The sequence below is a fragment of the Streptomyces sp. NPDC049813 genome (assembly GCF_044465085.1).
Lineage (GTDB): Bacteria > Actinomycetota > Actinomycetes > Streptomycetales > Streptomycetaceae > Streptomyces.
In genome coordinates, this window is sequence record NZ_JBITLI010000022.1 from 62,381 (window position 1) to 75,499 (window position 13,119).

The window sequence follows — 13,119 nt, forward strand, 5'->3', positions numbered from 1 at the left end:
GGGCACCGCCGTCTCGGGGGCGACGCTGCACGGGCCCTGAGCGAGGTGACCGGGCCCGGTGGTTCCGGGCCCGGTCACGGTGGGCGGGGGCGGCAGGATTCGAACCTGCGGCGTGCGGGTTTGGAGGCCGCTGCTCTGGCCGGGCTGAGCTACACCCCCTCGCTGCCAGGAGCTTGGCACGCCTGTGCGCGCTGCGGCCACCGGATTACCGAGGAGCCCGCAAGCCCGGTGAGCGGCTGGGAGCCGGTGGTGCGGGCGGAGGTCTCGCACCGGTGCTGCCATCGTCGGATGCGGTCGCTCTTCGGCCATGGCTTGATTCGAACGGCGGGATACCGGCTGGCACTTGACGCCGAGGTGATGGTCGAATCGGCGCCGGATCCGCCTCGTCGAACATGCGTGCACTTCCGGGGATCGGGTGCCCCGCGTGGGGTGGCCGAGAGGAAGCGCAGGCGCGTCGTCGGGTGGCGGAAGCAGCAAACTGAACAAGGGGGATGAACAGCAGAATGAAGAGACCCATGGGCATGGTCTGTGCCGCTGTCGTGTGCGCGCTGCTCGGTCTGCAGGCGGGCGTCGGCGGCGCGAGCGCCCAGGTGCGCGGCGAGCCGCTGACGGCCGCCACCGCCGCCGGAGCAGGCACCGAGCTTCCTCAGGTCAGCGGCGTGGCTCCGGAGAACACGGCGGACAGTGCGGCGCGCGCGGCCACCGCAGGCGCAGGTGCCGCGAGGGGCCCCCGTCACGACTACAACCGTGACGGCCGGAGCGACATGGTGTCCTGGTACGACTACTCAGAGGGCCAAGACGCCCTGCACACCTTCGCGGCGGGCCCCGACGGCAGCCTGTCCGCGCCCATCACGGGGTGGGACGCCGCCGAGGGCAACTACTGGGCCGAGCACATGAAGTACGTCACCGGTGACTTCAACGGTGACGGGACGGGTGACGTCGCCGCCTTCTACGGCTACGACGACGGCAGGGTCTCCCTGTTCACGTGGCTCGGCAAGGGGGACGGGACGTTCGGCACCCGCCTCACCTCCTGGACCGCGGACCCCGGCAACTGGACCTTCGACGCCATCACCGCCGAGGCAGGGGACTTCGACGGTGACGGCCGCGACGACATCGCCGCGTGGTACGACTACCGCAACGGCGACGACAAGCTGTTCACGTTCCTCGCCCGGCCCGACGGAGGGTTCGCCAGCCCCTTCTCGTCCTTCGCACGCACCGAGGCCGACGGGTGGGAGGTCGGGCGCATGAAGTTCGCCACCGGCGACTACGACGGCGACGGGCGCGACGACCTGGGGGTGCTGTACGGCTACGCCTCCGGCACCGTGACGCTGATGTCCTTCACCGGCCTGCCCGGTGGCGGATTCGCCGAGCCGGTCCGCGGCTGGGAGTCCGCCACGGGCTGGACGTTCAGCCGGGCGACCGTGCACTCCGGTGACTTCGACGGTGACGGTCGGGACTCCATCGCCGCCTGGTACGACTACGCCGACGGGCACGACGCGCTGATCGGCTTCGACTTCGACGCCACGGGCAGGTTCGGCAATCGCCGTGAGATCCTGAACCGGCCGGCGGGCTGGTACGAACGGTCCCGGATGAAGATCGTCACCGGCGACTACAACGGTGACGGCCGCGACGACCTCGCCACGCTCTACGGCTACACCGACCTCCGCTCGGGCACGGTCAAGACCATCACCTTCACCGCCCAGGCGGACGGAACACTCACCGGTGACCTGCACGGCTGGGAGACCGACAAGGACTGGGCCTTCGACCGGATGCGTCCGATCGAGCGCCACTCACAAGGGCTGCCGATCTGCCCGACCATCTTCGGGCACGGCGGCTACCCCACGGCGGTGAACGGGTATGAGCGGGACCAGATCCGCCAGCCGAACCACCCCAGGGGGCTCGCCCAGCACAAGAGCTGGGGAGCGGGTGGCGTGGAGGCCGACCTCCAGCTCACCCGGGACGGCACCAAGGCCGTGATGTGGCACAACCAATCCACCAGAGGCCTGACGGGGCCCTATGCCAAGTACGCGAACACGCTGTGGTGGGCCACCGGAACCGACCAGCTCAAGGGCCGGACCATCGACCGTGGCCCGTACAAGGGCGAGACCGTGTACACCTTCCGGGAATGGCTCGACAGCGCCCGCAGTCAGAACATGGCCGCCTTCGTAGAACTCAAGGAAGAAGCCGGGCAGTCACTCCTCAACAAGGACGCCTCCATCCGCGCGACCGCATGGAACGAGGTCATCGCCCCTATCAAGGACCGGATCGCCGATCAGCAGATCATGATCTACACGAAGACCGAGAACGCCGAACTGAAGGCTGAACTCGAGAAGCGCATCGAGGCGGCGGGCCTTGGTGTCACCCTCAAGAACCACCCGCGCTGGGTCGACGGGATCGGCTGGGAAGAGCCCGCCCCGGCGGCCTCGGGCAACTATGCGACCTGGCTGAACAGACTGAGCCGTTACGGCCTGCCGACCACCTCGGTGCCGATGGCCACCACTTGGCCGAAGGAGCTGAAGTCCTGGCTCAGCGGCAGGTGCGTCTGACGCTCGCAACCGAGCACGAGGGCGAGTCCGCTCCACTGCTCGCTCCGCCGGTCCCGGGAAGGTTGACAGCCCTCCCGGGGCCGGCCCTCCGGACACGGGCACGCCCGGCTCCGGGCCCGAGCACGCTCGGTCACAGGGGTGTCCGATCACTGGCCCAACCCGCTACTGGCCGGTATACAGGCCCAGTTGGACCATGACCATGAGGACCACAGGGGAGGAGCATGATGTCGCAACGGATGCACGGGGGCGAAGCGGTGCCGAGACGCAAGAGCGCCGTGGGCCTGGCCGTACTGAGCAGTCTTGCGCTCACCATCGGCGTGACCGGGACCGCGGCCGCCGCGCCGGCGCAGCACGAGTCACGCGGGCACGCGAACTATGTGGCCCTGGGCGACTCCTACACCTCCGGCCCCCTGATCCCCCGCCAGGTCGACGCCGACTGCGCCCGCTCCGACCACAACTACCCCTCGATCACCGCCGACGAGCGGCACGTCGATTTGTTCACCGACGTGAGCTGCGGCGGCGCGACGACGGCGCAGATGTGGCAGGCACAGGGGAGCAACGGTCCCCAGCTCGACGCGGTCCGCCACGACACCGACCTCGTGACCCTGCAGATCGGCGGCAACGACATCGGCTTCGGGTCGATCATCGCCACCTGCGCCGGACTCAGCGCGACGGACCTCGCGGGCAACCCGTGCGAGCGCCACTACCGGGCCGACGGCTACGACCAGCTGTCCCTGAAAATCCTCCAGACCGCGCCCAAGGTGGCCCGCGTCCTGCGCGCCGTGCACGCCAAGGCGCCGCACGCCCGCGTCATCGTCGTCGGCTACCCCGACCTGCTGCCCGACGACGGCACCGGCTGCTACCCCACGGTCCCCTTCGCCGCGAAGGACTTCCCCTATCTGCGGGACACCGAGAAGCGCCTCAACCTGATGCTGCGCACGGTCGCGCTCCTGAACCGGGCCGAGTACGTGGACACGTACAAGGCGACCGTCGGCCACGACATGTGCAAGGCACCCGCCGACCGCTGGATCGAGCCGTTGAGTCCGGCCTCGCCTGCCGCGCCGGCCCACCCCAACGCCAAGGGCATGCAAGCCATGGCGCAGGCGCTCGTGCAGACGCTGAAGCGAGGCGGGGGCCACCGCTGAACCTCGTAGGACGTGACCGCGGCAACGCAGTCGGGCTGCGGCTGATGGCCCTTCGGCCGCGGCCCGGCTTCGTTACGATCACCCCTCCCGAGTACTGGAGGTCACAGTGAGCGAACGCCCGGTCCGCACGGTCGAGGTACCGCTGGCGGACGGCAGCGACGAGACGATCCGCGTGCAGATCCGCGAGGTCGACGAGGCCCTCGTCAGGGTGGGCCGCGGCGGCCGCTCCGTAGCCCGGGCGCAGCAGTCGTTCGGCCAGATGCTGGACACCGTACGGCCGGTGGCGGAGAGCTTCGTGGGCAGGTTCCGTGGGCTGGCCAACGCACCGGACGAGATCACGCTGGAGTTCGGGGTGTCGCTGTCGGCCGAGGCGGACGTGGTCATCGCCAGTACCGCGACGGCGGCCAACTTCTCCGTGAGTCTGACCTGGCACAGAAGTGACCCGGCGGACCCGGACGAACCCGCGGCGCCGATAGGTTGATCCGACCAACTCGCGGGGGACGTGGAGGTCACGGTGGCGGGGGAAGAGTCACGCGGCGCCGACGAGGCGCTGGACAGGGCGGTCGTGCGGGTCAGCGGGGCGAGCGGCACGATCGCGGGAGCCGGCGTGCTCGTCGCCCCGGACCGCGTGCTGACCTGCGCCCACGTCGTGTCGGACGCCCTCGACAGGGACCGGGACCTGGACGTCCGCGCCGGAACCACGGTGCTGGTCGAATTCCCGCTGGCCGACGGCGCCGGGGGACAGCACTTCACCGCCGAGGTCGAGCACTGGATACCGGAACAGCCGAAGCACTGCGGGGACGTGGCGGTCCTGCGCCTGCCGGAAGCCGTGCCCGGCACCCGCCCGCTGCCGCTGGCGGCCCCGGACGACGTCTCGGGCCGGCCGGTGCGCGTCGTGGGCTTCCCCGACGGCGAGCTGGGCCTGGTCTGGCACCGGGGAGAACTCAGCGGAAGATCGTCCGGAGACTGGCTCCAGCTCTCCCGGGCCGACACCCGGACCGCTCACGTCACAGGCGGCTACAGCGGCAGTCCTGTCTGGGACGAACAGCGGGGCGCGGCCGTCGGCATCGTCGTCGCGGCGCAACGGAAACACGACGACACCCAGCAAGCCTTCGCGATCAGCGCGAAAGCGGTGCTGGAGAAACTGCCCGACCTCGCCCGCGCCCTGACCCCCGAGCCCTTCCGCGGCCTGGCCACCTTCCAGGAGAGCCACGAGGGCTTCTTCTTCGGGCGTGACGACGACATCGAGGACGTCGTCACGGCCCTCAAGGGCAAACACCCGGCCGTCATCCTCTACGGGCCGTCAGGCTGCGGAAAGTCCTCGCTGACGCTGGCCGGCGTCATACCCGCGATGCGACGGCGGAATCCGCAGAACTTCGACGCCGTGGTGGTGAACGCGGGGGCCGAGGGGTCCGTGCTGTCCGGCCTGGCCACGCACCTCTACGAAGGCGTCCGCACCGGCCGCTACGGAGACCAACGGGCCGCGAGCGTCGCGGAGATAGAGGATTGGCTCGCGGGCAAGGGCCTGGTGGACACGCTGAACCGGCTCCACGGCAGCACCGGCGGCCAGTACCTCGTCGTGCTCGACCAGGCCGAGGCCCTCCTGGACCGGACCGAGAGGGAGACCGAAGAAGCCGCCACGCTCCTCTTCCCCCAGCGCCGCACCGGCACCGGGATGCGGCTACTCGTCACGCTCCGCTCCGACTTCATGGACGAGGCGCTCAAGCACCCCCGGCTCGGCGCCCTGCTGCACCACAGCACGACACTCGCGGTGACGCCGATGTCCCGCGATCAGCTCAGCCAAGTGATCACCAAGCCGCTGGAGAAGGCCCCGGCGGTGGCGTACGACCCGGGGCTGGCCCAGCGCATCCTCGACGACGCGTGCCGCGAGCCGGAGAACCTGCCGCTCCTCGGCTTCCTGCTGAGACAACTGTGGGACCAGCGGTTCGCCGGCCGCCTGCGCACCTCGACGTACGAGGCGATACACGGCGTGCAAGGCGCACTGGAGGAGCACTGCAACGAGGCCTGGAAGCAGTGCGTCGCGGAGCGCGAACAAGCCGTGGCGGCGCGGCTGCTCAGGGGCCTGGTCAGGGTGTTGCCCGGCAGCGAGACACCACTGCGCCGCAGACTCACGCGCGAGGAGGCAGGTGAGGCCGGATGGGAGCTGGCCCGGTCCTTCGCGGAACGACGGCTGCTCGTACTGCGCGGAGGCAGACAAGCACCGGAGACCGCCGAACTGGCCCATGAGGCGCTGATCAACGTCTGGCCCGCACTGCGGGAACAGGTGCAGCAGGACGCGAAGTTCCTGGCGGGCCGCGCGGAACTGGACCACGACCGCGACCGCTGGAGCAGGGAAGGCAGGCCACCGTCCCTGCTGCCCGGATCGGTGCAACTGGCGGCGATCGAGCACTGGTTGACGGACCGCGAGAGAGAACTGTCCGAGGGGGAGCGGGACTTCCTGGCGCGGGCCCGGCAGCGCCGACGCCTGCACCGGAACCGTGTCCGCGCCGCGTGGACCGCGGCCGCGGTGGTGCTCGCGCTCCTCGCCGGCCTCGGCACCTTCCTCGTCTACCAGCAACGCGTCAGCACCCAGCGCGAGGCGGAGTCACATTCGCGTCTGCTGGCCAACCTCTCCGCCGAAGTGGCGAAACGGGACCCGGGACGGGCCGCGTTGATCGCCGTCGGTGCGTACGAGATCGCGCCGACCGACGAGGCCCGCAACGCCATGCTCCGCAGGTACGACCGGTTCAAGGACGCCGCATGGGTGCTGACCGGAGCCGAGGGGAAGATCAGGAACGCGGCGACGAGCGGGGACGGCACGGTGACGCTCGTGACGTCCGCCAACGGGCGCGGCACCCTGTTCGTACGCCAGGGCAGCGGCAGGATCCGGCAGGTCCAGCTCAGCCTTGCCACCATGGCCTACCTTCCGCAGGTCAGCCGCGACGGACGGCGCATCGCCTATCTGTCAGCCGCAGGCACGGCCTTCTGGCACGAGGTCGACCGCACCGCCGCAACGCCGAACGGCGTGCTCGGAAAGGCACATCCCCTACGCGGAGCCGCGTTCAGGGAATTGGCCGATCTGGCGGAGGTGGCGAGCGAGGACGACAACCTCATGGCGTTCTCACCCGACGCCGGCGAACTGGCCACGGTCTCCGGCCGCCGCCTGCAGCTGTGGGATCTGGCCACGGGACGCCACCGGACCGTGCCCGGCCAGGTGGCCTGGAACCAGGAAGCCCTGTGGTTCGGGCAGGATGAGAACACACTCGTGCTCCAAACCCGCTCCGGTACCGCCGAGTCCTCCGTGACAGCGGTCGACGTCGGCACAGGGCGGGCCCGCAAGATGGCGGACAAGGTCGACACCAGCTCGCTGTACGGTTCGGCCGTCGGCCTGTCCGGCGACGGCACCGTGCTGGTCGTCTGCCGCGAGGCGGAGCAGGCCGCTGACGACACGAAGGTCTACCAAGCGCTGCGGGTGCCGGACGGACGAGTGCTGAGCAGGTACACGTACACGGGCCCCAATAGCGACTGCGGCAGCATCGCCGTCGACGAGCAGGGCGAACGCTTCGCAGCGAACACCTTCCGATCGTGGGCGGTCGTCGACATCCGTCACGGCCGGCGCGTGCGACAGAGCACCACCCGCGCCCCGGAGAAGACCGTCGGCCGTCTCCTCCGGCACGGACGACAACCCCTCGTGCTCACGCTCGACGAGGACAAGAACGCCCTGACCGCTCTGCCGCTCCTCCCCAGGGACATCGACGGCGCAGACATCGTCGTCAACGCGCCACGACTCATCGGCGGCGGGAAGACGATGCTGGCCCACATCAAGCGCCCGAACGAAGCCACCAAGGGCGAGACCCTGGCGCTTGTCGACGCCGCCTCCGGCCGGGTCACGGCCGAGGTGAAACGGCCGGATTCGCCCGTGGCGCCCGCCCCGACCGCAGCGGACTCACTGGCGGTCAACGATGCCGGGACCCTCGTCGCGGACAGAGTCGGCGACAACAAGGTCTCGATCCGTCAGATCCCCTCCCTGCGCGAGGTGGCGGAGATCAGCACGCTCAAGCCGCCCGTCGACAAAGCAGGGAACGCCGAACGGCTGACGCTCACTTTCCTCCGCGACACCGATGAACTCCTGACCCGCTCCGGCAGCCGAATCGAGCACTGGAACGCCCGGACCGGCCACCACCTTTCCAGACCCATCGACGCCCGCACACTGCAACTCGGTCCGCAGAACCCGCCCCTCTTCGGCTCGACCAAGGAGGCCTTCGATTCGGGCTTCGCGGTCGACACCAGCCCCCTGGCCGGCTACGCACAAATCATGGTCCGCGGCGAACCAGAACTGCACGCCGTGAACCTGCGCACCGGCAAGGAGAACAAGACCCTCCGCATCCGCCTCGGCGCGCACGTCGAGCGAGCCTTCCTCGACGACAGCGGACGGCACGCGGCCGCGAAGACCCCGGGCGGCATGCTGGAACTGTGGTCGACGAAGACCGGGAAAGAACCCGGAAAAGTGCTCGGCCCGCTCGGTCCACTGGGAGCGAACAGCAACTTCACCGGCGACGGATTCACCTTCGGCTTCACGGGCCACGACGACGAGTTCTACCTGGCCAACGCAGGCTCCGTACGCTTCCAACAGCTATCGGACCCCAGCAATTTCAAGACCTACGATTTCGCGACGGACCAGTACTTTGTGGCCGCCACCAAGGACGGGAGAACCCTGGTGCGAACTCTGTCCGAAGGCGGCCTGGGAGGAGACGAGGGTGGGGGCCGCTGGGACCTGATCCACCTCGACCCCGCCCTCTGGAAACGCCACTTGTGCGACACGGTCGGCCATGACCTCACCCAGGAGGAACGCCAGGGCCTCCCGTCGGGACTGCCGGAGGTGATCTGCCCGGCGCGGTGAAAGGGACCCCGAACAGCTCCAGACCGGGGCCGCCGCGGCTTCCGATGCGGTGGCCTCCCGGTCAACGGCAGCCCGTACCCGGCCCCGTGCCGCACGGACGGATAGTGCGGGCGTCGGCGCTGGGCGGCTCAGCGAATGATCGGCGTGCCGCCGGTCATGGCGACGGACAGGTCCCAGAGCCGAGCGGCCTCCCCGGGGTCGATGGCGTACGCGCGCACACCCCCGTCGTCCATAGGGGCGCCGGGGCCGGAGACGCGGGCGACGTCGCAGTCCTCCAGGTAGAGCCCGCCACGGCCGTCGAGGAGCGGGGACGTGGCGGCCCACAGACCGGTGGCTGCCCCCTGGGAAGGGGACTTGAAGTCCCCGCCGACCACATTGCCGTGTTCGTCCACCCACCCGCGGTCGATCTGCGCCTGGAGCGTCATCTCCCGCTGGAGACCGGTGATGATCTTGCCGGGGTGGAGGGAGAACGCCCGGACCCCGTCGCCTCGCCCGAGGGCGTCGAGGTGCACGGCGAACAGGGCGTTGGCGGTCTTGGCCTGGCCGTAGGCCAGCCACTGGTCGTAGCCGGTACGGAAGTGCGGATCGTGCCAGCGGATGCCGGTCAGGGCGTGTCCGGCGGAGCTGTTCACCACGACGCGTGCGCCGCCCGCCGCGGCCAGGAGCGGGTAGAGCTGGCAGACGAAGGCGAAGTGTCCGAGGTGGTTGGCGGCGAGCTGACCTTCCCAGCCGGGCCCGACACGCCGCTCCGGGGTGGCCATGACACCGGCGACGGCCATCAGGAGGTCGAGCCGGTCGATACGGTCGTTGACGCGCGCGGCGGCCGAGCGGACGCTGTCGAGGTCGGCCAGGTCCATGGGGATGACCTCGCTGCCCTTCACGTCCCGCAGAGCGGCACGGGCGACCTCGGGACGGCGAGCGGGAACGATGACCCGGGCCCCGGCGGCCGTAAGGGCCCGGGTGGTCTCCAGGCCGAGCCCGGAGTAGCCCCCGGTCACCACAGCGGTCCTGCCGGAAAGGTCATGGCCGGCCATGACGTCCTCGGCGGCGCTGGCAGCGGAAAAGGGTGAGCCGAGCGGCTTCTGATCAGTAACGGTCATGCCGCGGAGGCTACGATCTAGAGCGAGGTCTAGATCAAGTCCAGGGGGAGCGGCATGACAACTGCCGGGGCGACCGTGCCGTCGCTGAGCATCGGGCAAGTGGCAGAGCGGACCGGACTGAGCGTGCACGCCCTGCGCTTCTACGAGAGCCAAGGCCTGCTCGTCGGCCCGGTCCAGCGCACCTCGGGCGGCAGCCGGCGCTACACGCCCTCAGATGTCGACTGGCTGCTGATCTGCGTCAAGCTCCGCGAATCCGGTATGCCGCTCGCCGACCTCAAGCACTTCGCCGAACTGGTACGACAGGGACCGGGAAACGAGGCAGAACGCCTGCGCCTGCTCGACACTCATCAGCAACGCGTCGACGCACAGATCCGGGCGCTGGAGGAGTGCCGCTCCGTCATCGCCTGGAAGGTCGGCGTCTACGCCGAGCACCTCGCCCGCGGCTCAGCCGGCGGGCTCTGGGACCCGACAGCCTGAGGCCGGCGGGGAGACCGCCTCGCTCACGCGTCGCTTCCCAGCATCGGCCTGTGGTGGTTTCCGGAGGAACACGTCCACTGAGGGATGCCGTCCGTCAGCGTCGCATGCAGGCCGCGGTGGTGTGCCGGGCACTGCGGCCAGAGTGTCCGGTAGCGGGCCATGAGGTAGTCCTGGACCGCCTCGGCGGTCTCACGGGTGATGTCCGCGCGGTGGACGCCCTGAATGCTGAGGTTGCCGACCTGGGTCAGGCCGGTGGGGTCGAGCGCGTCGGGCTCGGAGAACGACATGACTTCCTTGACGGCGAGGCCGGTGTCGTTGCCTGCCTGGGCAATGAAGTACCGCATGTAGTGCCGGGCCAGTTCGATCCTGCGCTGCTGGATCAGGGGGGCGATGCGGCTGGCAGGTGCTTCGCCGTTGGTGGCGAAGGTCCGCCACAGGAAAGTCAGGAAGTCGTTGGACGCGTCGATCTCGCCGAGCGTGAGCCACAGGTCCTCGCACAGGTCACGGGCCCAGGCGAGGAAGGCGGGATCGGTCAGGGCGTGAGGGCTGTCGGCGCGGGTGGACACAGGTGGGCTCCTTGGGCGGGGCGACGCAACGATGCTCGCAGAGATCTTCACCTACGCCGGCGTCCGTCCAGCGGGCGAACCTGTGCACGGCCGCCGGGCCGCGGACCGGCTACGGGAACACCGTGCCGTCAACGTCCATCCGGACAACCGCAGAGCCCACGCACTGCGAACCGGCTCTCCAACTGCCTGACCCCAGTTACCCGCGCCCCGAATCCATTGGTCCGGACCAGCTGCCAAGTACCCGCCCACGACAGGCAGATTGCCGGAGCTTCATCGACGGCGTGCAGCCCGCTGCCGTCGAACGCGTCGCCGAGCAGCCTCCGGTAGGCCGCGAATCGCGTACAGCAGTCCGCCCGGATCCGCCGGGCCCGGCATCTGCTGGAGACGACCGACAGGACGGTCGCACGCATCGCGGCCGATCTCGGGTACGCCGGCGCAAGCACGTTCAGCGCCCTCTTCGCCCGCCACACGGGCAGACGACCGCGGGACTACCGCGCCATGTTCCGCCGCCCGCCCGCAGAGCCGTCCGGCGACATCCCGCACGCGCGCTCAGTTCAATCGCCTTGCCGTCCTGCGGGCGCCTGGAGCTGCCGACCACCTACCGGCTGAGCCGTTTCGTGACGGACCCCGCGCGGGAGTCCGGAGCCGAGCACGCCGATCAATGGTCTTGTGGCGGGTCGTCTGTGAGCCGGAGCCCGTGGCATCGGTCTTCGGCTGACCGCGGGGCGTCGCGGTGAAGCGATTGTCTCTTCAGGGGTCATCGGGGGTGCCGTGTGGGAGCGGACAGGGCAGGGAGGCGCAACCGCTACCAGCGGCAGGAAGAGGCCTACGAGGGGCCCCATGCACAGTGCGATGAGCACGGTGCCGATCCCGACGGCTCCACCCAGGAGCCAGCCGGCGCAGGCGACAGAGACCTCGATGCCGGTGCGCACCAGGCGGATGCGCTGCTGAGACCGCCTGGTGAGGGCGCTCCGACGCAAACGGCGGAGGGAGGCGAGTCCAGGAACCGTTCAGACCGCCGACCCCGGGTCGCGGTACACCGCGTCCAGCGCCACGTACGCGCCGCCGCGGGCCGCCGCCGTGAAGCCAAGGGTGGAGAGGACGACGTCACAGCCGCCTCCCTCGGGAGCCATCACACGTTCGTGAACCACCGCGCGGACGCGGTCGAGCATGAGGTCGCCGATGTGCGTGAAGTAGCCGCCGAGGACGACGCGGCCGGGGTTGAGGACGTCGGTGAGCAGGGCGATACCGAGGCCGAGGGCGTCGGCCACGCGGGCCAGCGCGTCCAGGGTGCGCGCGTCGCCGAGCGCGGCGCGGTCGTGCAGCGTGGCGAGGCGGCGCTCCAACTCCACTCCCGGATCGTGCACTTCGTCATCGGCGTCGGCCGCGAGGCGCAGGATCGCGTCCAGGCCGACCATCGTCTCCCAGCAGCCCGTGCGCCCGCACACGCACGGGAGCCGCCGCGGGCCGAGCGGCATGTGGCCGACCTCGCCCGCGAATCCGGCGGAGCCGCGCAGCAGCCGCCCGTCGCTGATGATGCCCGCGCCGATGCCGCGTTCGCCGGTGATGCACACCATGTCGGGGACCTGCCCGTGGACGTGCTCGGCGACGGCGCCGAGCTTGGCGTCGTTCTCGACGGCGAGCGGCAGCGCCGTGGGGCCGAGCCGCTCCGAGAGCCCGGTGGTGACGGGTACGTCGCGCCAGCCCAGAGCGGGCGCGTAGCGGACGACCCCGGCGCGCGTGTCGATGACGCCGGGCACCGCGAGAGTCAGGCCCACCGCGCGGGCCGCGGACCGGTCGAGGGCGGCCGCGCACTCCCGTACGGCGGCGCCGGTCAGGTCGAGGACGGCGGCGGCGCCCGCCCCGGCGACCGCGACGGGCACCCGGCGCTCGAACGCCGTCCCGCCGCCGAGCGTGAGCGCGAGGACGTGGACGTAACTGCTGCTGATCTCCACACCGATGCCGCAGAAGCGCGAGCCGTCGATGCCGACGAGCGTGCCGGGCCGCCCGATCGCGCCCTCGCGTCTCGTGGGTCCTTCAAAAGCGAGGCCGAGAGCGACGAGTTCGGCGACGAGGCTGGTCACCGTGGGTTTGGGCAGGCCGCTGTCGGCGGCGATGCGGGCCCGCGACAGCGGACCCCCGTCGCGCAGCATGCGCAGCACCAGGGCGAGGTTGGCGCGCCGGATGGAACCGCGGTCGCGGGCCGCCGACGGCACGGTCAGATCAGCCTTCACTTCACCCTCGTCTCTGGGGGAGCCCCCGGTCCACCGGTCCGTCGGCCCTCATCATCGCAAGGGCCCTTGACACCTCCCGCACCCGTGCAGATAGTTCGGATCGTAGCCGAACTAATTATGGCCTCCGCTACTTCCCACCAACGCGCCGCCG

Annotated in this window: 8 protein-coding genes, 1 tRNA gene and 1 pseudogene; 6 read left to right on the forward strand and 4 right to left on the reverse strand. The window is 70.4% G+C overall.

What is annotated here, in order from left to right; all coding sequences use genetic code 11:
- Positions 1 to 84 precede the first annotated feature (84 nt).
- Positions 85 to 159 (reverse strand) — tRNA-Trp (locus tag ACIBW6_RS32660).
- A 344-nt stretch (positions 160 to 503) separates the two neighbouring features.
- Here ACIBW6_RS32660 and ACIBW6_RS32665 point away from each other — a divergent pair.
- The 4 genes from ACIBW6_RS32665 (at position 504) to ACIBW6_RS32680 (ending at position 8,591) form a co-directional block, all read left to right on the forward strand.
- Complete coding sequence (locus tag ACIBW6_RS32665; RefSeq protein ID WP_399066115.1) at positions 504 to 2,546, forward strand: FG-GAP-like repeat-containing protein; 2,043 nt, start codon at positions 504 to 506, stop codon at positions 2,544 to 2,546.
- A gap of 224 nt (positions 2,547 to 2,770) precedes the next feature.
- Positions 2,771 to 3,691, forward strand: coding sequence for an SGNH/GDSL hydrolase family protein (locus ACIBW6_RS32670; RefSeq protein ID WP_399066222.1), 921 nt, complete (start codon positions 2,771 to 2,773; stop codon positions 3,689 to 3,691).
- 106 nt (positions 3,692 to 3,797) lie between these two features.
- Positions 3,798 to 4,172: a CU044_2847 family protein gene (locus ACIBW6_RS32675; RefSeq protein ID WP_399066117.1), complete on the forward strand. Its 375-nt coding sequence runs from the start codon at positions 3,798 to 3,800 to the stop codon at positions 4,170 to 4,172.
- A gap of 33 nt (positions 4,173 to 4,205) precedes the next feature.
- A complete protein-coding gene (locus ACIBW6_RS32680; RefSeq protein ID WP_399066119.1) occupies positions 4,206 to 8,591 on the forward strand; it encodes a trypsin-like peptidase domain-containing protein in 4,386 nt (1,461 codons plus the stop codon).
- Between the two features lie 128 nt (positions 8,592 to 8,719).
- Here ACIBW6_RS32680 and ACIBW6_RS32685 read toward each other — a convergent pair whose 3' ends face one another.
- Positions 8,720 to 9,691, reverse strand: coding sequence for an SDR family NAD(P)-dependent oxidoreductase (locus ACIBW6_RS32685; protein ID WP_399066121.1), 972 nt, complete (start codon positions 9,689 to 9,691; stop codon positions 8,720 to 8,722).
- A gap of 54 nt (positions 9,692 to 9,745) precedes the next feature.
- Here ACIBW6_RS32685 and ACIBW6_RS32690 point away from each other — a divergent pair, with 54 nt between their 5' ends.
- Complete coding sequence (locus tag ACIBW6_RS32690; protein ID WP_399066123.1) at positions 9,746 to 10,168, forward strand: MerR family transcriptional regulator; 423 nt, start codon at positions 9,746 to 9,748, stop codon at positions 10,166 to 10,168.
- Between the two features lie 23 nt (positions 10,169 to 10,191).
- On the opposite strand, the gene ACIBW6_RS32695 is transcribed toward ACIBW6_RS32690, so the two are convergent.
- Positions 10,192 to 10,734: a hypothetical protein gene (locus ACIBW6_RS32695; protein WP_399066125.1), complete on the reverse strand. Its 543-nt coding sequence runs from the start codon at positions 10,732 to 10,734 to the stop codon at positions 10,192 to 10,194.
- 354 nt (positions 10,735 to 11,088) lie between these two features.
- On the opposite strand from ACIBW6_RS32695, the pseudogene ACIBW6_RS32700 reads away from it, so the two are divergent.
- Positions 11,089 to 11,343 (forward strand): annotated as a pseudogene (locus ACIBW6_RS32700) (helix-turn-helix domain-containing protein); the annotation flags it as partial.
- Positions 11,344 to 11,744: 401 nt separating this feature from the next.
- Here the strand turns inward: ACIBW6_RS32700 and ACIBW6_RS32705 are convergent.
- Positions 11,745 to 12,968 (reverse strand): ROK family protein, encoded by a 1,224-nt coding sequence (locus tag ACIBW6_RS32705; RefSeq protein WP_399066127.1) that lies wholly within the window; start codon positions 12,966 to 12,968, stop codon positions 11,745 to 11,747.
- Between the last annotated feature and the right edge of the window lie 151 nt (positions 12,969 to 13,119).

Excerpts from the sequence above, each read along its gene's own strand:
- ACIBW6_RS32665 (WP_399066115.1), top strand. The coding sequence starts at position 504 with ATGAAGAGACCCATGGGCATGGTCTGTGCCGCTGTCGTGTGCGCGCTG.
- ACIBW6_RS32670 (WP_399066222.1), top strand. The coding sequence starts at position 2,771 with ATGTCGCAACGGATGCACGGGGGCGAAGCGGTGCCGAGACGCAAGAGC.
- ACIBW6_RS32685 (WP_399066121.1), bottom strand. The coding sequence starts at position 9,691 with ATGACCGTTACTGATCAGAAGCCGCTCGGCTCACCCTTTTCCGCTGCC.
- ACIBW6_RS32690 (WP_399066123.1), top strand. The coding sequence starts at position 9,746 with ATGACAACTGCCGGGGCGACCGTGCCGTCGCTGAGCATCGGGCAAGTG.